This is a genomic window from Streptomyces sp. YPW6, from assembly GCF_018866325.1.
Classification (GTDB): Bacteria; Actinomycetota; Actinomycetes; order Streptomycetales; family Streptomycetaceae; genus Streptomyces.
The window spans coordinates 3,862,024-3,884,497 of sequence record NZ_CP076457.1 but is presented as its reverse complement, the minus strand read 5'-3'; the positions used below and the strand labels follow the sequence as shown (position 1 = coordinate 3,884,497).

The 22,474-nt window shown below is 71.7% G+C and carries 21 protein-coding genes; 12 read left to right on the top strand and 9 right to left on the bottom strand.

Annotation, left to right across the window (positions count from 1 at the left end; genetic code table 11):
* Nucleotides 1-91: 91 nt before the first annotated feature.
* The 3 genes from KME66_RS17275 (at nt 92) to KME66_RS17265 (ending at nt 2,413) form a co-directional block, all read left to right on the top strand.
* Nucleotides 92-715 carry a Uma2 family endonuclease gene (locus tag KME66_RS17275; RefSeq protein ID WP_216323493.1) on the top strand — a complete coding sequence of 208 codons (624 nt, stop codon included), beginning with the start codon at nt 92-94 and terminating at the stop codon, nt 713-715.
* 74 nt (nt 716-789) lie between these two features.
* Nucleotides 790-2,088: a M18 family aminopeptidase gene (locus KME66_RS17270; RefSeq protein WP_216323490.1), complete on the top strand. Its 1,299-nt coding sequence runs from the start codon at nt 790-792 to the stop codon at nt 2,086-2,088.
* A 103-nt stretch (nt 2,089-2,191) separates the two neighbouring features.
* Nucleotides 2,192-2,413 carry a DUF6458 family protein gene (locus KME66_RS17265; protein WP_073222778.1) on the top strand — a complete coding sequence of 74 codons (222 nt, stop codon included), beginning with the start codon at nt 2,192-2,194 and terminating at the stop codon, nt 2,411-2,413.
* A 49-nt stretch (nt 2,414-2,462) separates the two neighbouring features.
* On the opposite strand, the gene KME66_RS17260 is transcribed toward KME66_RS17265, so the two are convergent.
* Nucleotides 2,463-4,280 carry an NHL domain-containing thioredoxin family protein gene (locus KME66_RS17260; RefSeq protein ID WP_216323487.1) on the bottom strand — a complete coding sequence of 606 codons (1,818 nt, stop codon included), beginning with the start codon at nt 4,278-4,280 and terminating at the stop codon, nt 2,463-2,465.
* A 64-nt stretch (nt 4,281-4,344) separates the two neighbouring features.
* On the opposite strand from KME66_RS17260, the gene KME66_RS17255 reads away from it, so the two are divergent.
* Nucleotides 4,345-4,836: an LURP-one-related family protein gene (locus KME66_RS17255; protein WP_216323484.1), complete on the top strand. Its 492-nt coding sequence runs from the start codon at nt 4,345-4,347 to the stop codon at nt 4,834-4,836.
* 65 nt (nt 4,837-4,901) lie between these two features.
* Here the strand turns inward: KME66_RS17255 and KME66_RS17250 are convergent, their stop codons facing one another.
* Nucleotides 4,902-5,300, bottom strand: coding sequence for a hypothetical protein (locus tag KME66_RS17250; protein ID WP_216323481.1), 399 nt, complete (start codon nt 5,298-5,300; stop codon nt 4,902-4,904).
* Nucleotides 5,301-5,373: 73 nt separating this feature from the next.
* Nucleotides 5,374-6,165, bottom strand: coding sequence for a carbon-nitrogen family hydrolase (locus KME66_RS17245; RefSeq protein WP_216323478.1), 792 nt, complete (start codon nt 6,163-6,165; stop codon nt 5,374-5,376).
* A 362-nt stretch (nt 6,166-6,527) separates the two neighbouring features.
* On the opposite strand from KME66_RS17245, the gene KME66_RS17240 reads away from it, so the two are divergent.
* Nucleotides 6,528-7,352, top strand: a complete 825-nt coding sequence (locus tag KME66_RS17240) for a maleylpyruvate isomerase family mycothiol-dependent enzyme (protein ID WP_216323475.1) — start codon at nt 6,528-6,530, stop codon at nt 7,350-7,352.
* 55 nt (nt 7,353-7,407) lie between these two features.
* Here the strand turns inward: KME66_RS17240 and KME66_RS17235 are convergent, their stop codons facing one another.
* Both KME66_RS17235 and KME66_RS17230 read right to left on the bottom strand, forming a co-directional pair.
* Nucleotides 7,408-8,715 (bottom strand): nitrate/nitrite transporter, encoded by a 1,308-nt coding sequence (locus KME66_RS17235; RefSeq protein WP_073222789.1) that lies wholly within the window; start codon nt 8,713-8,715, stop codon nt 7,408-7,410.
* Entirely contained in the window at nt 8,712-9,398 is a 687-nt protein-coding gene (locus tag KME66_RS17230) for a GntR family transcriptional regulator (RefSeq protein ID WP_216323472.1), read from the bottom strand. Before KME66_RS17230 ends, KME66_RS17235 begins: the two co-directional genes overlap by 4 nt.
* Nucleotides 9,399-9,594: 196 nt before the next feature.
* Here KME66_RS17230 and KME66_RS17225 point away from each other — a divergent pair, with 196 nt between their 5' ends.
* Nucleotides 9,595-10,494 carry a D-alanyl-D-alanine carboxypeptidase family protein gene (locus KME66_RS17225; protein WP_216323469.1) on the top strand — a complete coding sequence of 300 codons (900 nt, stop codon included), beginning with the start codon at nt 9,595-9,597 and terminating at the stop codon, nt 10,492-10,494.
* Between the two features lie 170 nt (nt 10,495-10,664).
* Here the strand turns inward: KME66_RS17225 and KME66_RS17220 are convergent, their stop codons facing one another.
* The 3 genes from KME66_RS17220 to pdhA are packed head-to-tail and all read right to left on the bottom strand — an operon-like array spanning nt 10,665 to nt 14,241.
* Nucleotides 10,665-12,086, bottom strand: coding sequence for a dihydrolipoamide acetyltransferase family protein (locus tag KME66_RS17220; RefSeq protein WP_216323466.1), 1,422 nt, complete (start codon nt 12,084-12,086; stop codon nt 10,665-10,667).
* An 11-nt stretch (nt 12,087-12,097) separates the two neighbouring features.
* A complete protein-coding gene (locus KME66_RS17215; RefSeq protein WP_073222795.1) occupies nt 12,098-13,078 on the bottom strand; it encodes an alpha-ketoacid dehydrogenase subunit beta in 981 nt (326 codons plus the stop codon).
* Between the two features lie 2 nt (nt 13,079-13,080).
* Nucleotides 13,081-14,241 (bottom strand): pyruvate dehydrogenase (acetyl-transferring) E1 component subunit alpha, encoded by a 1,161-nt coding sequence (gene pdhA / locus KME66_RS17210; RefSeq protein ID WP_216323463.1) that lies wholly within the window; start codon nt 14,239-14,241, stop codon nt 13,081-13,083.
* A 348-nt stretch (nt 14,242-14,589) separates the two neighbouring features.
* Here pdhA and KME66_RS17205 point away from each other — a divergent pair, with 348 nt between their 5' ends.
* The 3 genes from KME66_RS17205 to KME66_RS17195 all read left to right on the top strand — a co-directional run bounded on the left by KME66_RS17205 (nt 14,590) and on the right by KME66_RS17195 (nt 16,994).
* Nucleotides 14,590-15,249 (top strand): response regulator transcription factor, encoded by a 660-nt coding sequence (locus tag KME66_RS17205; protein ID WP_216323461.1) that lies wholly within the window; start codon nt 14,590-14,592, stop codon nt 15,247-15,249.
* Between the two features lie 120 nt (nt 15,250-15,369).
* Complete coding sequence (locus tag KME66_RS17200; protein ID WP_073222801.1) at nt 15,370-15,822, top strand: pyridoxamine 5'-phosphate oxidase family protein; 453 nt, start codon at nt 15,370-15,372, stop codon at nt 15,820-15,822.
* 155 nt (nt 15,823-15,977) lie between these two features.
* Complete coding sequence (locus KME66_RS17195) at nt 15,978-16,994, top strand: phosphotransferase (RefSeq protein ID WP_073222803.1); 1,017 nt, start codon at nt 15,978-15,980, stop codon at nt 16,992-16,994.
* Between the two features lie 82 nt (nt 16,995-17,076).
* On the opposite strand, the gene KME66_RS17190 is transcribed toward KME66_RS17195, so the two are convergent.
* Nucleotides 17,077-18,669 carry a protein kinase gene (locus tag KME66_RS17190; RefSeq protein WP_216323457.1) on the bottom strand — a complete coding sequence of 531 codons (1,593 nt, stop codon included), beginning with the start codon at nt 18,667-18,669 and terminating at the stop codon, nt 17,077-17,079.
* A gap of 353 nt (nt 18,670-19,022) precedes the next feature.
* Here KME66_RS17190 and KME66_RS17185 point away from each other — a divergent pair, with 353 nt between their 5' ends.
* From KME66_RS17185 to KME66_RS17175, 3 genes are all read left to right on the top strand, one after another.
* The gene (locus KME66_RS17185; RefSeq protein ID WP_216323454.1) at nt 19,023-20,657 is read left to right on the top strand and encodes a protein kinase; all 1,635 of its coding nucleotides are present in this window, start codon (nt 19,023-19,025) and stop codon (nt 20,655-20,657) included.
* A 251-nt stretch (nt 20,658-20,908) separates the two neighbouring features.
* Nucleotides 20,909-21,670, top strand: a complete 762-nt coding sequence (locus tag KME66_RS17180; RefSeq protein ID WP_216323451.1) for a hypothetical protein — start codon at nt 20,909-20,911, stop codon at nt 21,668-21,670.
* Nucleotides 21,671-21,807: 137 nt separating this feature from the next.
* Complete coding sequence (locus KME66_RS17175) at nt 21,808-22,431, top strand: PadR family transcriptional regulator (RefSeq protein WP_216323448.1); 624 nt, start codon at nt 21,808-21,810, stop codon at nt 22,429-22,431.
* Nucleotides 22,432-22,474 lie beyond the last annotated feature (43 nt).

Here is a 22,474-nt window from a genome sequence, read left to right as displayed (position 1 = left end):
GGTCAGCCAGCGCCGCCACCCGGAATTCTTTCGGGTGGCGGCGCTGTCGTATCAGCTGGGTACGCTGAGTGCACGGCCCAGAATCCCGTCCATGGGAGGAACCATGACCGCCGAGGCACTGCCCGAATCGCTGCACCGTCAGTCGGACGGCTCCAAGTGGCCGGTCCCGCCTGCGGACGGCTACACCGTGGACGCATTCTTCACGCTTGACCTCCCGCCGCACACCGAGCTGATCGACGGGAGCCTGGTTTTCGTAACTCCGCAGCAAGAGTTTCACACGCTGGCGATGTATCTGCTGGAGCAGGGCCTGCGCGTCCATGTGCCCGGCCATCTGCGCGTACGCCGGGAGATGGCGGTCGTCCTCGGCAAGCGCAACGCCCCGGAGCCCGATCTGCTCGTGGTGACCGCCACCGCGGACGGAGACCAGCGCACCACCCGCTACCAGGCATCGGACGTCCTCCTCGCCGTAGAGGTCGTCTCCCCCGACTCCGAGGACCGCGACCGGGACACCAAGCCGCACAAGTACGCGGCGGCGGGCATCCAGCACTTCTGGCTGGTCGAGATGACCGGCGAGAACGACCGCCCCATGGTCATCACCTACGAGCTCGACCCGGTCAACAAGACCTACGTCTCCACCGGCGTCCACCACGACCGGCTCAAGCTCTCCGCCCCGTACGACATCGACATCGACCTGACCGCGATCGACGAGCTGTAGGCGACGGCCGCACCGGTCCACGGATCGCGCGGTCACCGGATACCGGACCCCGGGTCCTCGTTACAGTGAAGAACATGAGTTCCCCTCTCCGGTTCGACCGTGCGCACACCGATGACCTGATGACCTTCCTGGCGGCCAGCCCGTCCCCGTACCACGCCGTGGCCAACGCCGCCGCCCGGCTGGAGGAGGCCGGCTTCCGGCAGGTCGAGGAGACCGCGGCCTGGGACGGCTCGGCGGGCGGGAAGTACGTGCTGCGCGGCGGAGCGATCGTCGCCTGGTACGTGCCGGAGGGCGCGCAGGCGCACACCCCGTTCCGCATCGCGGGCGCGCACACCGACTCCCCGAACCTCCGGGTGAAGCCGCTGCCCGACACCGGGGCGCACGGCTGGCGCCAGATCGCCGTCGAGGTCTACGGCGGCACCCTGCTCAACACCTGGCTCGACCGGGACCTCGGCCTGGCCGGGCGGATCTCGCTGCGCGACGGCACCCACCGGCTGGTCAACATCGACCGGGCGCTGCTGCGGGTGCCGCAGCTGGCCGTCCACCTGGACCGGTCGGCCAACACCGAGGGGCTCAAGCTCGACCGCCAGAAGCACATGCAGCCGATCTGGGGACTCGGCGATGTGGAGGAAGGCGACCTGATCCGCTTCGTCGCGGAGGAGGCGGGGGTCGACGCGGCGGACGTCACCGGCTGGGACCTGATGCCGCACGCCATCGAACCGCCGTCCTACCTGGGCCGGGACCGGGAGCTGGTGGCCGGGCCCCGGATGGACAACCTCCTCTCGGTGCACGCCGCGACCGCCGCCCTGGCAGCGGTCTCCGGGCAGAGCGACGCCGACATCCCGTACATCCCGGTGCTCGCCGCCTTCGACCACGAGGAGAACGGCTCGCAGTCCGACACCGGTGCCGACGGGCCGCTGCTGGGCTCGGTGCTGGAGCGCTCGGTCTTCGCGCGCGGCGGCACGTACGAGGACCGCGCCCGTGCCTTCGCCGGGACCGTCTGCCTGTCCTCCGACACCGGTCACGCCGTGCACCCCAACTACGCGGAGCGGCACGACCCGACGCACCACCCGGTCGCCAACGGCGGGCCGATCCTCAAGGTCAACGTCAACATGCGGTACGCCACCGACGGCAGCGGCCGCGCGGTGTTCGCCGCGGCCTGCGAGAAGGCGGGCGTGCCGTGGCAGAGCTTCGTGTCCAACAACGCGATGCCCTGCGGCACCACCATCGGCCCGATCACCGCGGCCCGGCACGGCATCCAGACCGTGGACATCGGCGTGGCGATCCTCTCGATGCACAGCGCCCGTGAACTGTGCGGCGCGGACGACCCGTATCTGCTGGCCAACGCGCTGGCGGCGTTCCTGGCGGGCTGACGGTCACCGCCACAACCGACCTCGCACACATGCTTGTTGCCGGGCCGGGTACGCGCCTCGTACACCGGCCCGGACTCACCGGGCAGTCGAGGAGGCGGAATTCATGGGACTCGGAGGATGCATTCTCCTGATCGGGGCGGGCGCGATCCTGGCGTTCGCCACCGACTGGAAGGTGGACACCGTCAATCTCGACCTGGTCGGCTGGATCATGATGCTCGTCGGCCTCGTCGGGGTCTTCGTCTACATGAGCATCGCGCGGCGCCGCCGGATGGTCGTACCGCCCAGCACGACCGTCGTCCAGGACGACCAGCAGCACTACCACTGACAGCTCGCGCTGCGGGTCGCCCCTCGCTCGGGGCGACCCGTCCGGCGTGTCAGGCCTGTTCGTCCATCCCGGCGAGCACCAGTGCCAGCCGGGCTGTGCCTTCCGCCGTGACGCGGACCGGCACCCCCCAGTCCTGCTGGTGCACATGGCAGGCCGGGTACTCGTTGGCCGGGTCGTCGTCGCAGGACGCCGCCATGGCGGAGACGTGCAGGACGCCCTCGGTGGCCCCGTCCGCGAGGACCAGGTCGCGCCCGAGGTCCGATCCCGCGCCGGAGCCGTCCGCCAGCAGCTCGGGCGGGGTGGCGGAGACCAGGAGCCGGGTCGAGGGCCCGTAGCGGGTGTCCAGCTTCTGCCCCGCGGGCGCCTGGAAGACCACGTCGAGGCGGAGGGTGCCCGGGGCGATCTCGGTGGCGGCCCGCTGGGTGCGGTGCGCCTGATCCGCGACCCGGACGGCCTCCTCGGGCAGCCGGAGGCGGGTCAGCCGGTGGCGGGCGGACTCGACGACGACGAGGTCGCCGTCGGCCAGCACCGCGTCGCTGGGCTCGCGGACATCGGTGGCCAGCGTGGTGACCTCGCCGGACGCCGGGTCGTACCGGCGCAGGGCATGGTTGTACGTGTCGCTGATGGCGACGGACCCGTCGGGCAGCGCGGTCACGCCGATCGGGTGCTGGAGGAGCGCCTGGCCGGCCGCCCCGTCCCGGTGGCCGAAGTCGAAGAGGCCGGTGCCGACGGCGGTGTGGACGTGCTCGTCGCGGTCGACCCAGCGCAGCGCGGAGGTCTCCGAGTCGGCGACCCAGAGCCGCTCCCCGTCGGCGGACACGGCGAGCCCGGACGGCTGGGCGAACCAGGCCTCGGCGGCCGGCCCGTCGACCAGGCCCTCGTTGGTGGTCCCGGCGGCCACGCCCACGGTCCCGCCCTCCGGGTCGTACGTCCACAGCTGGTGCACGCCCGCCATGGCGATCCACAGCCGGTCGCCGAACCAGGCGAGGTCCCACGGCGAGGAGAGGTCCACCTCGCGCGCCGGGCCGCTGGTCGGGGTGCCCTGCCACCACTGGCGGCCGGTCCCGGCGAGGGTGCTGGTCGCCCCGGTCGTGAGGTCCAGGGCGCGGATCGCGTGGTTGACGGTGTCCGCGACGGCGATGCGGCCGTCCGGGAGCACGGCGAGCCCCTGCGGTTCGCTGAACCGGGCCTCGTCCGGGCCGCCGTCGCTCAACCCGCGTTCGCCCGTGCCGAAGTGGCGTCGCACGGTCTCACCGTCGGCGTCCAGCTCGACCAGGCGGTGCCGGGTGGTGTCGGAGACCAGGAAGCCGCCGTCCGGCAGGAGCAGCGCCTTGCCGGGGAAGCGCAGATGCGTGGCGACGGGCTCGGGCGCGACGTAGGGGCCGTCGCCGCGGCGCAGCGTGCCCTTGGCCCCGTGCTCGGCCTCCAGCTCCTCGACGAGCTTCTCGATGGCGTGCGCGTGGCCCTCGCCGGCGTGCTGGGCGACGACATAGCCCTCGGGGTCGATCACGACGAGTGTCGGCCAGGCGCGGACCGCGTACTGCTTCCAGGTGGCCAGCTCGGGGTCGTCGAGGACGGGGTGGTGGACCTCGTAGCGCTCGACGGCGTCGACGACGGCCTGGTGCTCGGCCTCGTGGACGAACTTGGGCGAGTGGACGCCGATGATCACCACGGTGTCGCGGTGCTTCTCCTCCAGCTCGCGCAGCTCGTCCAGGACATGCAGACAGTTCACACAGCAGAACGTCCAGAAGTCGAGAATGACGATACGTCCTCGCAGGTCAGCGAGGGTGTACTGCTGGTCGCCTGTATTGAGCCAGCCGCCCTTGCCGATGAGTTCGGGGGCGCGGACGCGTGCACGTGTTGCCATGTCACCAGTCAACACCGTCCCGGCCTGCGCGCATTCCGCCGGGCCCCGGGGGAACCTGTGCTCCATGAGACTTCTCGTGCGTGAGCGGATGTTCGCCATCGGCGACGACTACTGGATCGAGGACGACGGGGGCCGGAAGGTCTTCCTGGTCGACGGCAAAGCGATGCGGCTGCGCGACACCTTCGAGCTGAAGGACGCCGACGGCCGGGTCCTGGTCGAGCTGCGGCAGAAGCTGGTCAGCCTGCGGGACACGATGCTCATCGAGCGCGGCGGCGAGGAGCTGGCCAAGGTCAAGCGCAAGCGGCTGTCGCTGCTCCGCAACCACTACCGGGTGACGCTGGTCGACGGTACGGAGCTGGACGTCAGCGGCAAGATCCTGGACCGCGAGTTCGCCATCGAGTACGACGGCGAACTGCTGGCCCAGATCTCACGCCGCTGGCTCACCCTGCGGGACACGTACGGCATCGACATCGTCCGGGACGACGCCGACACCGCGCTGCTCATCGCCGTGGCGATGTGCGTGATCGTCCTGGCGGACAAGGAGAACGGGGACTGACCGCGCTCCCGGACACGACGGTCCGCTGTTTCACGTGAAACGTGGGGCCCGCCGGGCGGGGACGGTCAGGGCGCGACGCGGCCCGCCTGTCGCGCGGCCGCCCGCCGGTCCGCCTGGACGAAGGCCGCCGCCGTGAGGGCGACGGTGGCCGCGAAGGAGACAGCGAGGGCCGGGTTGAGCCAGGACGGGACGACCCCGCTGGTGAACAGCCGGCCGTCGGCGGTGCGGCACAGAACGTTCACCGGGATGAACCGCACCTCGTGCGTCTCCACCCGGGCCCCCTCCGGCAGGCCGGACGCGTACCGGCACTGGTGCATGGGCGTCGAGTCCGCCCCCGACCCGACCTCGCTGACCGCGAAACCGGCCAGGAGCAGGCCGAGAAGGTAGAGGAGCACCGTGGTCGAGGCGGCGAAGACCGCCGTGCCACGGAGCAACGTCGATTCGGCACTGCCCTGTTCAGCCATGGCGGTCACGGTACACAGGGCGCCTTGCGGCCCCGATCCGCACGGGTGCCCCCGGAACGCCGTCGCACGGCCCTCAGAGCGGGGACGTGAGCCCCAGTCGGCGGTCCTTCAGGGCCGGGAACTGCTCCCGGGTCGCGCGCACCTTCTCCGGGTCCAGCTCGACGGTCAGGACCTCCTCGTCCGCGCCCGCCTGGGCCAGCATCTCGCCCCAGGGGTCGACGACGCTGCTGTGCCCGGCCTGCTGCACGCCTGCGTGCGTGCCCGCCGTTCCGACGGCGAGCACATACGCCTGGTTCTCGACGGCGCGGGCCTGCGCCAGGAGCGTCCAGTGGGACCGGCGGCGCTCGGGCCAGCCCGCCGCGACGACGAGCGTCTCGGCACCCGCGTCGACGAGCCCCCGGAACTGCTCGGGGAAGCGGAGGTCGTAACAGGTGGCGAGGCCCAGGGTGGTGTCCGGCAGGGCAACGGTCACCAGTTCCTCGCCCGCGCCCATCATCACCGCCTCGCCCTGGTCGAAGCCGAAGCGGTGGATCTTGCGGTAGGCGGCCGTACGCTCGCCCGCGGGCGAGAAGACCAGGCTGGTGTTGTAGAGGGTGCCGTCGTCCGCGCGTTCGACGAAGGAGCCCGCGTGCAGCCAGACACCTGCCTCGGCCGCCGCCTTCGCCATCGCCTCGTGCGTGGGCCCCTCCAGCGGCTCGGCCTCCGCCTCGAAGACGGTGTAGGCGAACGCCCCGACCGGCCAGAGTTCGGGGAGGACCACCAGGTCAGCACCGCGCTGGGCGACCACCAGGGAGGCGGCTCGCGCCCTGCGGGCCTCGACGGATTCGTCCGGGTCTACTGCGATCTGGATGAGGGAGGCGCGCACACTACCACCGTCCTGGCATTCAAGCCGTCAACACGGGCCTACGATCGTCACACGAAAGCACTGCCGGGGTGCCTGCTCGCAGCGTAACTTGGACCCACCGTAGATCGGGGGGTGGAGGAAGGAGCGGGGCTGGGTGCGTGCAGCTGCAAGGCGGAGGATCGAGGCATGGCGGAGCCATGGTGACTGACGACAACGCCGCAGACGCACGTGCCCGGCCCCGCGACGCCGCCCCCCGGTCGCCGGTGGGTCCCAGCGGACGAACCTCCCACGCAGCTCGCCGACAGCGCCGTCAGAGCCGGTCCACCCGCCGGTCCTCCCTGCTCTCCCCAGCCCATGCACCGCAGAACCGCACGAGGGGTCCCGTGACCGTCCATCCCAGTCTCCAGCCCTACACCGATGCCGCGACCCAGTGCATCGAGGCGATAGCCGAGCTGGTGAAGCCTCTCGCCGAGAGCGAGTGGAACCGCCGTACGCCCTGCCCGGGGTGGTCGGTGCGCGACATCGTGTCGCACGTCATCGGCATGGAGTGCGAGATGCTCGGCGATCCCCGGCCGATCCACACCCTGCCGCGCGATCTCTACCACGTGCAGAGCGACTTCGCCCGCTACATGGAGATGCAGGTCGACGTCCGGCGGCACCACACCTCCCCGGAGATCCTGGCGGAGCTGGAGTACGTCCTCATCCGCCGGGCCCGCCAGATCCGCAACGAGTCGCGCAGCCCCGAGACCACGGTCCGCGCCCCCCTGGGCGCCGAGCAGACCCTCGAAACGGCGCTGAACCTGCGGGCCTTCGACGTGTGGGTGCACGAACAGGATCTGCGCGCCACGCTGGGGCAGCCCGGCAACCTGGACTCCCCCGGCGCCCTCATCGCCCGGGACATGCTGCTCGCGGGGCTCCCGAAGGTGGTCGCCAGGAGCGCGGGCGCCCCGGCCGGCTCGGCGGTCGTCCTCGACGTGCACGGCCCGGTCGAGTTCCTGCGGACGGTCCGGGTCGACGCGGAGGGCCGCGGTTCGATAGACGGTGCTCCGTCGCTGGGCCCCGCCGCGACGCTGTCGCTGGACTGGGAGACGTACGTCCGCCTGGCCTGCGGCCGGGTCCGTCACGCGGCTGTCGCCGACCGGATCAAGGTGGAGGGCGACCAGGAGCTGGCCACGGCCATCCTGGACAACTTCGCCGTGACCCCGTGACCCCCGCGGCTCCGTTACCGCTCCACGGGCACGTGCCCGCGCCCCGGGGTGGGGGTCACGCGGGCACGTGGACGGCCTCGACACGGCTGAGCACGTGGTGGTCGCGCTCCCGGAGGGCGGCTCGGCGGCGCAGCCGCAGGATCTGGGCGACGCCGAGCGCCTCCAGGACGAAGACCGAGGCGAACGCGACCCGGTAGTTGTCGCCGGTGGCGTCCAGCAGGACCCCGACGGCCAGCAGGGTGGTCATCGAGGCGACGAATCCGCCCATGTTGACGATGCCGGAGGCGGTGCCCTGGCGCTCGGGCGGGTTGGCCGGGCGGGCGAAGTCGAAGCCGACCATCGAGGCCGGTCCGCAGGCGCCCAGCACCAGGCACAGGACGACCAGCAGCCACATCGGCGTGTGATCAGCCGGGTAGAAGACCGCGGACGCCCAGAGCAGCGCCGTCGTCGCCACCGTGCCGAGCGCGATCGGGATACGGGCCCCGTGATGGCGGGCGATGATCTGCCCGTAGACGAGCCCCACCACCATGTTGGACAGCACCACCAGGGTGAGCAGCGTGCCCGCCGTGCCCCGGCTCAGCTCCTGCGCCTCGACCAGGAACGGCATCCCCCACAGCAGCAGGAACACCATCGCCGGGAACTGGGTGGTGAAGTGCACCCACATCCCGAGCCGGGTCCCCGGCTCCCGCCAGGCGGCAGCGATCTGCCGGCGGACGTACGCGGCCCCGGCGTGCTCGGCGGGCGGCGGCTCGTGGCCCTCCGGGTGGTCCTTCAGGAACAGCAGGAGCAGCACCAGCACCACCACGCCCGCCAGCGAACTGCCCACGAACGTCGTGGTCCAGCCGTAGCTGTGCAGCGCCCGTGCGATGAACAGGGTCGAGACGAGGTTGCCCGCCATGCCGAACAGCGCGGCGACCTGCCCGATCAGCGGCCCGCGCCGGGCCGGGAACCAGCGGCTGCCGAGCCGCAGCACGCTGATGAACGTCATCGCGTCGCCGCAGCCGAGCAGGGCGCGTGCGGCCAGTGCCATCCCGTACGAGGGGGAGAGCGCGAAGCCGAGCTGCCCGACGGTGAACAGCACGACCCCGATGGTGAGGACCCTCTTGGTGCCGAGCCGGTCGACCATCAGGCCCACGGGTATCTGCATGCCCGCGTAGACCAGGAGCTGGAGGATGGAGAACGTGGAGAGCGCCGAGGCGTTGACGTCGAAGCGGTCCGCGGCGTCGAGTCCGGCGACGCCCAGGCTCGTCCGGAAGATGATCGCGACGAAGTAGACGGCGACGCCGATGCCCCAGACCCAGGCGGCGCGCCGGCCGCCGGGCGGGTCACCGGGCAAGGAGAGCGTGGGGGCGGCCGAACTCACCGGTCCTCACCCCGCACCAGCTCCCGCACCCGGCCGACGTGGCGGCGCACGACCCGGGCCGCCCCGTCGGCGTCCCCGGCCGAGATCGCCCCCAGCAGCTCAGCGTGCTCGGTGATGTTGGCCTCGATCCTGCCCGGGTGGGCCTCCATCACCGCGACGCCCATGCGCAGCTGACGGTCGCGCAGCTGGTCGTAGAGGCGCGAGAGGATCTCGTTGCCGGCGTGTCTGACGATCTCGGCGTGGAAGCAGCGGTCCGTGACGGCCACCGCCGCCAGATCGCCGGCCTCCGCCAGCTGCCGCTGTTCCTCCAGGAGCTGCTCCAGCCGCTCGATCAGCCGCGGGGAGGCGGGGACGGCTTTGCGCGCCGCGAACTCCTCGACCAGCAGCCGGGTCTCCACCACGTCCTTGATCTCCTGCGCGGAGACGGCGAGGACGAGCGCGCCCTTCTTCGGGTAGAGCTTGATCAGCCCCTCGACCTCCAGCCGCAGCAGCGCCTCGCGCACGGGCGTCCGCGAGACCCCGACCGCGTCCGCCAGATCGCCTTCGGTGAGCAGCGTCCCGCCCTCGTAACGCCGGTCCAGGACGGCTTCCTTGATGTGCGTGTAGACCCGCTCGGCGGCGGGCGGGCGCTTGAGGGAGGCGGACGTGGACCGAACGGGGGCGGAGGAGGACGCGGCAGGCATGCGCACAGCATAGATACAACATGCACGCATGGGTGCGGGCGTCCGGATTCTGGACCTCCGGGAGCGCATCGACGTCAACTCGAACGCTTGTGAATTCACCCGTCGGGGAGCGCATCCCTTTCCCCCGCTCGACCGTCTCACTTGGCGAGCGGCCCCCTTATGCGGCCGCGTATCAGGGGCATTGGGGAGCGTTCAGTTGAAAATCGGCATCCAGCGCGTCCATCGCGTCTCCGTCACGGCCACCGTGACGCTCACCGCCGGTGCGGTGCTCGCAGGCGGCGCCTTCGCCTCCACGGCACACGCCGCCGCACCGCCGGCTCCGAAGATCGTCGCCAAGGGCGGCTTCCTGATGGACGCCGGCACGGGGAAGACCCTCTTCACCAAGTCCGCGGACACCCGCCGGGCCACCGGGTCGACCACGAAGGTCATGACGGCGCTGGTCGTCCTGTCCCAGAAGAACGTGAACCTGAATTCCAAGGTCACGATCCAGAAGTCGTACAGCGACTACATCGTCTCGAAGAACGCCTCGTCCGCCCGGCTCATCGTCGGCGACAAGGTGACCGTGGGCCAGCTCCTCTACGGCCTGATGCTCCCCTCCGGCTGCGACGCCGCGTACGCCCTGGCCGACAAGTTCGGCTCCGGCAAGACCCGCGGGGACCGGGTGAAGTCGTTCGTGGGCAAGATGAACTCCACGGCGAAGGGCCTCGGGCTGAAGAACACCCGCTTCGACTCCTTCGACGGCATCGGGAACGGCAGCAACTACTCCACCCCCCGCGACCTGACGAAGATCGCCGCCAAGGCGATGAAGAACTCCACGTTCCGCTCGATCGTCAAGACCAAGTCGACGAAGCAGAAGGTGACCACGAAGAACGGCGGCTACCGCTACATGTCGTGGACGAACACCAACAAGCTGCTGGGCAGCTACAGCGGCGCGACCGGCGTCAAGACCGGCTCCGGCCCGACCGCCAAGTACTGCCTGGTCTTCTCGGCGACCCGCAAGGGCAGGACGGTCATCGGCACGGTCCTCACGTCGTCCTCGGAGGCCAACCGCACCGCCGACGCGAAGAAGCTGATGGACTACGGGTTCAAGAAGTAGCCCGCGCGCGGCCTGCTTCCGCCAGGCGGCCGACTGCTTCTCGTCCTCGCCGGTCCGCTTCCCGCGCGGACCGCGCGGGAAGCGGCTTCCCCGCCGTCCGGTGAACAGCCCCGGACACAGCAGTGGGCCCGTACGTCACCCAGACGTACGGGCCCACCAGGAAGAACGCGTTACGCCCAGGTGATCAGGCGCTTCGGCTGCTCCAGGATCGCCGCCACATCGGCCAGCACCTTGGAGCCCAGTTCGCCGTCGACCAGGCGGTGGTCGAACGACAGGGCCAGCGTGGTGACCTGACGCGGCTTCACCTTGCCCTTGTGGACCCACGGCTGGAGCTTGATGGCACCGACCGCCAGGATCGCGGACTCGCCCGGGTTGAGGATCGGCGTACCGGTGTCCACGCCGAAGACGCCGACGTTGGTGATGGTCACCGTGCCGCCCGCCATCGCCGCCGGGGACGTCTTGCCGTCCCGGGCCGTGGTGACCAGCTCGCCCAGCGCCTCCGCGAGCTGCGGCAGCGTCTTGTCGTGCGCGTCCTTGATGTTCGGCACGATCAGACCGCGCGGGGTGGCCGCCGCGATGCCCAGGTTGACGTAGTGCTTCTGCACGATCTCCTGGTTGGCCTCGTCCCAGGCGGCGTTGACCTCGGGATTCCGCTTGATCGCGACGAGGAGGGCCTTGGCGATGACGAGGAGCGGGTTGACCCGCACCCCCGCCATGTCCTTGTCCTCCTTGAGCTCGGCCACGAGCTTCATCGTGCGCGTCACGTCGACCGTGACGAACTCGGTGACGTGCGGCGCGGTGAAGGCCGAACCCACCATCGCCTGCGCGATGGCCTTGCGGACGCCCTTGACGGGGATACGGGTCTCGCGAGCGGAGTCGGAGACCACCGCCGGGGCCTCGGCGTCCGTCACTGCGGGGGCCGCAGGAGCCGCGGCGGGAGCCTCGGCCGGAGCGGCTGCCGCGTGGACGTCCTCGCGCGTGATGATGCCGTCCTTGCCGGTCGGCACCACCGTCGCCAGATCGATGCCCAGGTCCTTGGCCAGCTTGCGGACCGGGGGCTTGGCCAGCGGACGCGCCGACGGAGCCTCGGGCTCGGCAGCCGGCGCCCCGTGCCCGTTCAGCTCGGCCTGCACCGCCGCGGCGGCGGCCGCGGCCTCCGGGGCGGGAGCCGCCCCCTTGCGCGGGCGGCGCTTGGTGGAGGTCTCGGCGACCCCGTAGCCGACCAGGACCGGCGTACGGCCCTTCGGCTCGGCCTCGGCCTCCGGCGCCTCCACCGGCTCCTGGGCCGGAGCGGCGGCGGCCGGGGCGGGCGCGTCACCACTGCCCGGGGCCACGTCGACCGTGATGATCACCTGGCCGACGTCGACGGTCGTGCCCTCGGGGAAGCGCAGCTCGTGCACCACCCCGTCGAACGGGATCGGCAGCTCGACGGCCGCCTTCGCGGTCTCGACCTCGCACACGACCTGGCCGTCGGTGACGGTGTCGCCGGGCTGGACGAACCACGTGAGGATCTCGGCCTCGGTCAGTCCTTCGCCCACGTCGGGCATCTTGAACTCACGGAAGCGAGCAGACGTTTCGGTCATCGTCGTCACGAACCCTCTCCTCAGAACGCCAGCGAGCGGTCGACGGCGTCGAGCACCCGGTCCAGGCCGGGCAGGTACTCGTCCTCCAGCCGGGCCGGCGGGTAGGGGACGTGGTATCCGCCGACCCGCAGCACGGGGGCTTCGAGGTGGTAGAAGCAGCGCTCGGTGATCCGGGCGGCGATCTCCGCGCCGGAGCCGTAGAAGACGGGCGCCTCGTGGACGACCACGACCCGGCCGGTCTTCTCCGCCGACTTCTGGATGGCGTCGAAGTCGATCGGGGCCATCGAGCGCAGGTCCAGGACCTCGATCGACTTGCCCTCCTCCTGGGCGGCCGCGGCCGCCTCCAGGCAGACCTTGACCATCGGCCCGTACGCGACGAGCGTCAGGTCGCCGCCCTCGCGGACGGTCGCGGCCCCGTGCAGCGGACCGGGAATGGCCTCGGTGTCGACCTCGCCCTTGTCCCAGTAGCGCCGCTTGGGCTCGAAGAAGATGACCGGGTCGTCGCTCTGGACGGCCTGCTGCATCATCCAGTAGGCGTCGCTCGCGTTGGACGGCGAGACCACCTTCAGGCCCGCGACATGCGCGAAGAGCGCCTCGGGGGACTCGCTGTGGTGCTCGACCGCGCCGATGCCGCCGCCGTACGGAATGCGCACGACGACCGGCAGCTTGACCTTGCCGAGCGCGCGGGCGTGCATCTTGGCGAGCTGCGTGACGATCTGGTCGTACGCGGGGAAGACGAAGCCGTCGAACTGGATCTCGACGACGGGGCGGTAGCCGCGCAGGGCGAGACCGATCGCCGTGCCGACGATGCCGGACTCGGCGAGCGGGGTGTCGATCACCCGGTCCTCGCCGAAGTCCTTCTGGAGCCCGTCGGTGATCCGGAAGACACCGCCGAGCTTGCCGACGTCCTCACCCATGATGAGGACCTTGGGGTCGGTGTCGAGGGCGAGGCGGAGCGACTCGTTGAGCGCTTTCGCGATGGACATCTTTTCCACGGCCATGGCTACTTGCCCTCCTCGGCAGAGTCGGCGAACGATGCCTGGTAGGCGGCGAACTGGGCGCGCTCCTCGTCCACGAGGGAGTTGCCGTCGGCGTAGGCGTGCTCGAACAGGGCCATCGGCTCCGGGTCGGGCATCGCGCGCACCGCTTCGCGGACCCGCTTGCCGAGGGTCTCGCTCTCCTCGTCCAGGGCGGTGAAGAAGGCGTCGTCGGCGTGGCCGGACTTCTCCAGGTACGTCCGCAGCCGCAGGATCGGGTCCTTGGCCTCCCAGGCGGCCCGCTCCTCGTCGGCCCGGTACTTCGTCGGGTCGTCGGAGGTGGTGTGGGCGCCCATGCGGTAGGTGAACGCCTCGACGAGGGTCGGGCCCTCGCCGCGGCGGGCGCGCTCCAGTGCGGAGCGGGTGACGGCGAGACAGGCGAGGACGTCGTTGCCGTCGACGCGGACGCCGGGGAAGCCGAAGCCCTGGGCGCGCTGGTAGAGCGGCACCCGGGTCTGGCGCTCGGTGGGCTCGGAGATGGCCCACTGGTTGTTCTGGCAGAAGAAGACGACCGGGGCGTTGTAGACCGCGGAGAAGGTGAACGACTCCGCGACGTCGCCCTGGCTGGAGGCGCCGTCGCCGAAGTACGCGATCACGGCGGAGTCCGCGCCGTCCTTGGCGACGCCCATGGCGTAACCGGTGGCGTGCAGGGTCTGCGAGCCGATGACGATCGTGTACAGGTGGAAGTTGTTGCTGTTGGGGTCCCAGCCGCCGTGGTTCACGCCGCGGAACATGCCGAGCAGATTGGTCGGATCGACACCGCGGCACCAGGCGACGCCGTGCTCCCGATAGGTCGGGAAGACGTAGTCGTCGTCGCGCAGGGCGCGGCCACTGCCGATCTGGGCGGCCTCCTGGCCGAGCAGCGAGGCCCACAGGCCCAGCTCGCCCTGGCGCTGGAGGGCGGTCGCCTCGGCGTCGAAACGGCGGGTGAGCACCATGTCCCGGTACAGGCCGCGCAGCTCTTCCGCGCTCAGGTCGATGCTGTAGTCCGGGTGCTCGACGCGCTCGCCCTCGGGCGTCAGCAGCTGTACGAGCTGGGGCTCGGCGCTCTGCGCCTTCTTAGCGGCGCTGGTCCGCTTGCTGGCGCGTCGCGGTTTACGCGCGGCGGCACTGCTCTCCACGGTCACGTGCGTGCTCCTCCGTCGGTCCGGCCCCCGGGGTCTGCCGGGGACCAGTGCGGCTCGCCTGAGTCCGGAGCCGTGCACGGGGTGGGTGCCGGTCGGGCCGGGATCAGGCGTGACAGGTGCCCCGGCGAGTGCCCTGTCCTAGGCACGTTACCCAGTGCTTCGCATAACTGCGAAACCCTATCTGACCTGCGATTTTGCTTGGATTTCCAAGTAAATCGAAGAAACTGCGAAGCACTGCTGGTCAGGGCACTGGAAACAGCCTTGCAGGCCGCCGGAACAACGGCACGTTATCCCGCGGATCAGCGCCAGGGAAGAGCGGAGAGGAGGCGAGTATGTGAGACTGCGATCGTGCGCGAAGATGGAAAAATCACGGTATTTCTGCTTGACGATCACGAGGTCGTCCGGCGCGGCGTCCATGAGCTGCTCGCCTCCGAGCCGGACATCGAGGTGGTCGGCGAGGCCGGCACTGCCGCGGACGCCCTGGCGCGGATCCCGGCGACGCGCCCCGACGTGGCGGTGCTGGATGTGCGGCTGCCGGACGGCAGCGGGGTGGAGGTGTGCCGCGAGGTCCGCTCCCAGGACGAGGACATCGCCTGCCTGATGCTCACCTCGTACGCCGATGACGAGGCGCTCTTCGACGCGATCATGGCGGGCGCCTCGGGTTATGTGCTGAAGGCGATCCGCGGCAACGAACTGCTGAGTGCCGTACGGGACGTGGCGGCCGGAAAGTCCCTGCTCGACCCGGTGGCGACCGCCCGGGTGCTGGAGCGGCTGCGCGACGGCGGGAGCGCCAGGGGCGACGACCGGCTGGCGGGCCTCACCGAGCAGGAGCGCAAGATCCTGGACCTGATCGGGGAGGGACTGACCAACCGCGTCATCGGGGAGCGGCTGCACCTCGCCGAGAAGACCATCAAGAACTACGTCTCCAGCCTGCTGTCCAAGCTGGGCATGGAGCGCCGCTCGCAGGCCGCCGCGTACGTCGCACGGCTCCAGGCCGAGCGCCGCTGAGCCGCGCCCGGCCCACCGGGCACACTGCCGCCTGCCCCGGGCGGCACGGGACTTAGGTCCCGTGCCGCCCGGGGCAGGCGACTCTTACGCGGTCCCTACGTCCGGGGGACAGTGGAAGCCATGTCCTTCGACTCCCACGGCTCCCCCCGCGAGCGCCGCGCGGTCGGCACGATCGAGCGGACCGCGGCGGCCGGGCCGCTCGATCTGCTCGGCCGGGTCCCGTACGGCCGCCTCGCGACCAGCATGCGGGCCCTGCCGTTCCTGACGGTGGCCCGGCACATCGTGAGCGACGGCCGCATCCTGCTGCGGATGCACCGCGGCTTCGGCCACCACGAGGCGTGCGACGGGAGCGTCGTCGCGTACGGGGCGGACAACTACAACGACGCGGCCTCGGGCGACGGCGGCAACCTGTGGTCGGTGCAGTTCACCGGGCCCGCCGAGGTCGTGCGCCTCCGCCCCGAGCAGGAGGAGCTGTTCGGCGCGGCCCCCGTCAGCGTCAACGGGGAGCCGTACGCGCCGGCGTACCTGCGGGTCGACCCGCACTTCGTCACCGAGCACCGGCTGGACTTCTGAGGCGCGGATGAGGCACCGGGGCGGACACCGCAGCTCTCCTTAGCGCAGTCACGGGTGTCACCGCAAGTCCGCAGAGCGACCACGCAGAGTGATCTAACATCTGGTAAGTGCCGCGCTCATATGTCACCCACCCGCCCGTTCCCCCGGTCGGCGAGGTGCTGCGCCGATACCCGGGCGTGGGCGAGCCGCTCGCCTGCGAGCCGATCACCAAAGGCCTGCTGAACCACGGATACCGCGTCTCCACGACGAGCGGTTCCTACTTCCTCAAGCACCACCTCGACAAGAAGCACCTGGACGACACGAGCGGCGAACGCGCCGCGATCGTGCGCCAGCACCGGGCCACCCAGCGCCTGCAGTCGCTCGGCGTGCCCGTCGTCCCGCCGCTGGCCGACACCCGGGGCGACACCGTCACCGTGATCGGCGAGCGCTGCTACGCCCTGCATCCCTGGGTCGACGGCCTCCACCGGGTGGGCGCCCAGCTGACCCTCGCCCAGTCGCGCCGGCTCGGCACCCTCCTCGGCACCGTGCACACCGGCCTGGAGCAGGTGATGGCGCCGCGCGACGGCCCGCCGTCCCGGACGGGGCACCGCAGCGCGGACGCCGCCGACACCTTCGCCCTGATCGACGATCTGCTGGCCGCCGCGCGCGGAGAGGACGGCCGGAACACCCCGCGCGACGCCTTCGACGAACTCGCCGTGCACCGGCTCGTGGAGCGCCGCGCCCTGCTCGAACAGCACGCCCACCGTCGCCCGCCCACCCCGGAGGGGCCCGCCACCGGCTGGGTGCACGGGGACTTCCACCCGCTGAACCTGCTCTACCGGGGCGCCGACCCGGTCGCGATCGTGGACTGGGACCGGCTGGACGTGCAGCCGCGCGCCGAGGAGGCGGTACGGGCCGCGGCGATCTTCTTCGTCCGGCCGGCCGGGGAGCTGGACCTCGCGAAGGTACGCGCCTACGCCCGTGCGTACCGGCGGGCGGCCGGGGCGGGGGCCGGGGAGCTGGCGGCCGCGGTGCACCGGGTGTGGTGGGAGCGGCTCAACGACTTCTGGATACTGCGCTGGCGCTACCGCCTGGACGACCGCAGGGCCGACCCGCAGTTTCCCGCGGTGTCGGCCCTGGCGGTGTGGTGGACGCGCGCGTACGAGGCGGTGTGCGCGGCCTTCACGGAGTGAGGCGCGGCACGGAAACGGGTGAGCCCGGCGCACGCCACGTGGGGGCGCGCCGGGCTCGTGCGTGTGGTGCGGTGGTGGCCGCCTACGGCGTGGCAGCGCCGCCCGACGCCTCGCCGGGCGTCGTGCCCGAGCCGCCGTCATCGCCGCCGGCTCCGCCGTCGTCACCGGATCCGCCCGGGGTTCCGGGGGCGGTCGTCGGGTCCGTGGGATCGCCCGTGGGCTCGCCGCTGCCGCCCTCGCTGGTGGCGCCGTCCGACGTGCCGGCGTCCGTGTCGGTCGGCGTCGGGGACGGGCTGAACGTGGGCTCGCTCGGGGTGGGGTCCGGGGTCCACGGCGGAGGGTTCGGCTGGGTCTGGCCGCCGTTGGAGGTGTCCGGCTCCTCCGGCTCATCGCTCTCGTCCTCGGACGGCTCGTCCGAGGGCTCCTCCTCGGACTGGCTGACCGAGGTCGACGGCGTGACCGGGTCCTTGTCCTTGTCGCCGTCACCCTGTGCCGCGTTGAGGGCGAAGGCGACGCCCGCGCCGATCGCGACCAGGGCCAGCAGCACGAAGAGCCACATCTTGCCGCGCCCGCCGGGACGCCCCTGGCCTCCGTCGTACCCCCCGTCGTCCGGGTTGTACGGGGGCAGGATCGGGCCCTGCGAGGTGTCGCCGTGCACCGGGTGCCCCGAACCCATCACCTGGGTGGAGCCGGCCATCCCGTGCGGCGGGGTCCGGCCCCCGTCGTGCAGCGCGACCGGGCCGGTGTTCCAGGTACCCGTGTGGCCGCCCTGCACCTGGAGCATCTGGAGGCTGTACTGGACGAGCCCGCGCATCTCCTCGGCGCTCTGGAACCGGTCGTCCGGCTCCTTCGCCAGCGAACGCATCACCATCCCGTCCAGCTCCGGCGGCACCACGTCCGAGACCTCGGACGGCGGCACCGGGATGTCCTGGACGTGCTGGTAGACCACCGAGAGCGGGGTCTCGCCGGTGAACGGGGGCCGCAGCGCCAGCAGCTCGTAGAGCAGGCAGCCGGTGGCGTACAGGTCGGACCGGTGGTCGACGGCCTTGCCGAGCGCCTGCTCGGGGGAGAGGTACTGCGGCGTGCCCATGACCATGCCGGTCTGGGTCATCGTCGACTGCGCGCCGTGCAGCGCGCGGGCGATGCCGAAGTCCATGACCTTGACCGCGCCGGAGTCCGTGATGATCACGTTGGCCGGCTTGATGTCGCGGTGCACGATGCCGTGCTGGTGGGAGTAGGCGAGGGCCTCCAGCACTCCCGAGACGATGATCAGCGCCTGCTCCGGGGGCGGGGCCTCGGCCGTCAGGAGCAGATCGCGGATGGTACGGCCCTCGACCAGCTCCATCACGATGTACGGCACGGTCTGGCCGCCCACGACGTCCTCGCCGGAGTCGTACACGGCGACGATCGCGTGGTGGTTCAGGCCCGCGACGGACTGTGCCTCGCGGGTGAAGCGGGCCTTGGACACCGGGTCCTCGGCGAGATCGGAGCGCAGCAGCTTCACCGCGACCGTGCGTCCGAGCCGGACGTCCTCCGCCGCGTAGACCTCTGCCATGCCGCCCCGGCCGAGCCGGTGGGTCATCCGATAACGGCCGTCGCCCACGACGCCGCCGACGCCCCAGGAGTCGGTGCCATCCGAGACTCCGCCGCCGTTTGCTTCGGAATCGGGTGCCATCAGTCCTCGCCGTCGTATCTGTCCGCGCGTCCGCGGGTTCTCACGGTGCCTTGCTGCGTTGCGACGTCACGCTACAGCCTCCGGCGGACACCACGGTTCCGCTCCGGCAGGATCATCTGACCGCTCGGCGCGCCCTCCTCAGGGATTCGATGCGTTTCCTGTAACGCTTCCGAGACGCTTCTTGTGCGTAGGGTCACGGAACGGGCACCCGGCTTGACGTGTCGGACCCCTACGGCAGACTTGGCGCGTAATCGCGTTGTACGGGAACCGCGTCGCACGCCATCACGTCAGACAAAGACACGTCGGACAGAAAAGCCGTGTGCGACCGCGCGCCGCCGAGGGGGATGCAAGTCATGAGCCAGGACGGCGCACAGGGCCGCTATGCGGGCGGAGCGGTCGCGGGCGGCCGCTACCAGCTGCGCGACCTGCTCGGCGAGGGTGGCATGGCTTCCGTCTACCTGGCCTACGACTCCGCCCTGGACCGGCAGGTCGCGATCAAGACCCTGCACACCGAGCTCGGCCGCGAGCAGTCCTTCCGCGAGCGCTTCCGCCGCGAGGCGCAGGCCGTCGCCAAGCTCCAGCACACCAACATCGTGTCCGTCTTCGACACCGGCGAGGACGAGCTCGGCGGTGCGCTGATGCCCTACATCGTCATGGAGTACGTCGAGGGGCAGCCGCTCGGCTCGGTGCTGGCCGCCGACATCCGGCAGCACGGCGCGATGCCCGCCGACAAGGCCCTCAAGGTGACGGCGGACGTGCTGGCCGCCCTGGAGACCAGCCACGAGATGGGCCTGGTCCACCGGGACATCAAGCCGGGCAACGTGATGATGACCAAGCGCGGCGTCGTCAAGGTCATGGACTTCGGCATCGCCCGCGCCATGCAGTCCGGCGTCACCTCGATGACCCAGACCGGCATGGTCGTCGGCACCCCGCAGTACCTCTCCCCCGAGCAGGCCCTCGGCCGCGGCGTCGACGCCCGGTCCGACCTGTACTCGGTCGGGATCATGCTCTTCCAGCTGCTCACCGGGCGGCTCCCGTTCGACGCGGACTCGCCGCTGGCCATCGCGTACGCGCACGTCCAGGAGGAGCCGGTCGCGCCCTCCGGCGTCAACCGGTCGGTCACCCCGGCGATGGACGCCCTCGTCGCCCGCGCGCTCAAGAAGAACCCGAACGAGCGCTTCCCCGACGCCGCCGCGATGCGCGACGAGATCGCCCGCGTGCTGAACGCCTCGGCCGGCCAGACCGGCGCCCCGATGATCGTGTCCGGCGGCGGGCCCGCCAACAGCGGTTCCGGCGTCGGCTCGGCGGTGTTCCCGCCGGTCGACCAGAGCACCCCCGCGCCGCACGGCGTCCAGATGCCGTACCAGCCGCAGCCGCAGACCCACCAGCCCGGCCCGTACGGCGCGCCCACGCCGGGCTACGGCTACCCGCAGTCCGGCCAGGTCCAGGGCTACCCGACGCCGGGCCCGCTGTCCCACCAGACCCCGCCGCCGTACGCGGTCAGCCCGCAGCACGCGACGGCCGTGGGCACCACCGGTGGTGGCGGCTCGAAGCGGAACATGCCGGTCGTCGTCGGCTCGATCGTCGTGGCGCTGCTGGCCGTCGGCGGTCTGATCACCGCCATCGCCCTCCAGGGCGGCGGCGAGAACAACGACGAGGCGGGCAAGGGCGGCGGGACGGGCACCGAGCAGGTGGAGGGCTACCGCCCGCCGGAGCGCAACCGGACGATGAAGGAGACGGAGTGCTCGAACGCCTCCGAGGACTCCAACGACCCGAAGAAGGTCCGCGCGCCGAACTTCATCTACAAGGACATCCTGTCGGCGAAATCGTGCGCGGCCGCCGCGGGCTGGACGATCAAGGTGATCGAGGAGCCGGGCAACACCTACGCCGAGGACCAGGTCGTCGGCCAGTTCCCGTCCTCGGGTGCGGCGGTGGACGAGCGCGGCGCCCACTTCGAGCTGAAGGTCTCCACCGGCAAGCCGGCCTGAGCCGCCGGGCAGCCGTCCCGAGCCCCCGGTATGCGGGCCCGGACGCCGCCGTGCCGCCCCGCAGCCCCGGTACGGCGTCCTCGGAGGCCGGTGCACCGTGCTGAAACGCCGGTGTCCGAAGGTGATCGATACGGTTCACGGATCTCGCCGGATCTTCGCCGTGGACCGGTACACGGACCGCTGACCGGCCCCTGCCTTTCGGATACCGCGTCCGGGATGCCGGATGCGGGGGCCCGTGTGACGCTGATCTCATGGCTCCAGGACTTCCGGCCGGGTGGTCGTCGCGGTGTGCGGTCTGTCTGCTGGCGGCGGCCGGAGCGGCGCTGGGGCCGTCGGCCGCCTCCGCCCACGCCTCGGCGGCGCCGGGCGGTCCGCCGTCCGTGACGACCGCGGCCCCGCAGGCGTCGAGCCCCGCGGCCACCGCGTCCGGCGCCCCGTCCTCTCCGGCCGCTCCGCCGCCCGTCCCGCCGGCCTCCGCATCGCGCTCGGCATCCCCTTCCGTGCTGCCCCTGCCCCTGCCCCTGCCGTCCGGCGTCCCGGTTCCCGGGGCGTCGGCGGCCGACCCGGCACCGTCCACCCCGACCGCGACCGGGATGGACGCGCGGCCCCCCGCCGGAGCCGGTTCCGGGCCCGGGGCCGACGCACCGGAGCCCTCTTCCCCGCCCTCCGCTTCCCCCGACGTGTCCGGGTCGACCGCTCCCCTGGCCGGGCGCGAGGCCGGGGCGGGCAAGGCGCGTCCCGGGCGGTCGCTGTCGCCGGTGGAGCAGGCGCGGGCCGGGGATCCCGTCGAGGAGGACCCGCGGGAGGAGACCGCCGAGGGCCGCGCGGACCCCGTCGGCCTGCCTGCCTCCTCGCCGCCGCCCGAGGCCTTCAGCGATCCGGGACAGCGGTCCGGGCAGGCACTGGACGCGGCGGCCGTCCGGCGGGTGCAGGAGGTCTCGCTCGGTGCGGGCATCGCCCTGGTCGGGCTGGGACTCGGCTTCCTCGCGTTCCGTATGCGCCGCGCGAACTGACCGTAGTGCCCGCGCGAACCGACCGTCACGCTCACACGAACCGACCGTAACGCCCCGCGCGACCGGAGGGCCGCACCCTCCGGTTCCGGCTCCGGCGAGACTTGCCAGAACGAACATACTCGGTATACATACTCGGTATGTCCATTCGCCACGGCCTGCTGGCCCTGCTGGAACGGGGCCCTCGTTACGGGTCCCGGCTCCGCACCGAGTTCGAGTCGCGCACCGGCTCCACCTGGCCCCTGAACGTCGGCCAGGTCTACACGACGCTCAGCCGTCTGGAGCGCGACGGCCTGATCGTCCAGGACGGCTCGGACGACGCCGGGCACGACCTCTACGCGATCACCGACGAGGGACGCACCGAGCTGCGCACCTGGTTCGAGACCCCGGTGGACCGCACCAGTCCGCCCCGCGACGAACTGGCCATCAAGCTCGCCATGGCCGTGGGCGCCCCGGGCGTCGACATCCGGGACGTGATCCAGTCCCAGCGCCACCACACGCTCAAGGCGATGCAGGACTACACCCGGCTCAAGGCCCAGGCCCTGGCCGACGTCCCCGCCAACCGGGACGAGGTCGCCTGGCTCCTCGTCGTGGAGCAACTGATCTTCCAGGCGGAGGCCGAGGCCCGCTGGCTCGACCACTGCGAGTCGCGGCTCGTCCGCCTCAAAGAGGCCGCCGCGACCGAGCCCTCCACCGAGCCCGGCCCCGCGGCCACCCGCGGTCCTGCCCGTGCCCTGGCCGGCCGGACCCGCTCCCAGCGCTGAGACCGGCGCCTGACGACCCGGGCGGCGGCGGGACCGTCGTCGC

Bases quoted from the DNA above. Each gene is read 5' to 3' on its own strand.
- KME66_RS17275 (WP_216323493.1), top strand. From the start codon at position 92: ATGGGAGGAACCATGACCGCCGAGGCACTGCCCGAATCGCTGCACCGT.
- KME66_RS17270 (WP_216323490.1), top strand. From the start codon at position 790: ATGAGTTCCCCTCTCCGGTTCGACCGTGCGCACACCGATGACCTGATG.
- KME66_RS17265 (WP_073222778.1), top strand. From the start codon at position 2,192: ATGGGACTCGGAGGATGCATTCTCCTGATCGGGGCGGGCGCGATCCTG.
- KME66_RS17260 (WP_216323487.1), bottom strand. From the start codon at position 4,280: ATGGCAACACGTGCACGCGTCCGCGCCCCCGAACTCATCGGCAAGGGC.
- KME66_RS17255 (WP_216323484.1), top strand. From the start codon at position 4,345: ATGAGACTTCTCGTGCGTGAGCGGATGTTCGCCATCGGCGACGACTAC.
- KME66_RS17250 (WP_216323481.1), bottom strand. From the start codon at position 5,300: ATGGCTGAACAGGGCAGTGCCGAATCGACGTTGCTCCGTGGCACGGCG.
- KME66_RS17230 (WP_216323472.1), bottom strand. From the start codon at position 9,398: ATGCCTGCCGCGTCCTCCTCCGCCCCCGTTCGGTCCACGTCCGCCTCC.
- KME66_RS17215 (WP_073222795.1), bottom strand. From the start codon at position 13,078: ATGGCCGTGGAAAAGATGTCCATCGCGAAAGCGCTCAACGAGTCGCTC.
- KME66_RS17200 (WP_073222801.1), top strand. From the start codon at position 15,370: ATGTCCTTCGACTCCCACGGCTCCCCCCGCGAGCGCCGCGCGGTCGGC.
- KME66_RS17190 (WP_216323457.1), bottom strand. From the start codon at position 18,669: ATGGCACCCGATTCCGAAGCAAACGGCGGCGGAGTCTCGGATGGCACC.
- KME66_RS17185 (WP_216323454.1), top strand. From the start codon at position 19,023: ATGAGCCAGGACGGCGCACAGGGCCGCTATGCGGGCGGAGCGGTCGCG.
- KME66_RS17180 (WP_216323451.1), top strand. From the start codon at position 20,909: ATGGCTCCAGGACTTCCGGCCGGGTGGTCGTCGCGGTGTGCGGTCTGT.
- KME66_RS17175 (WP_216323448.1), top strand. From the start codon at position 21,808: ATGTCCATTCGCCACGGCCTGCTGGCCCTGCTGGAACGGGGCCCTCGT.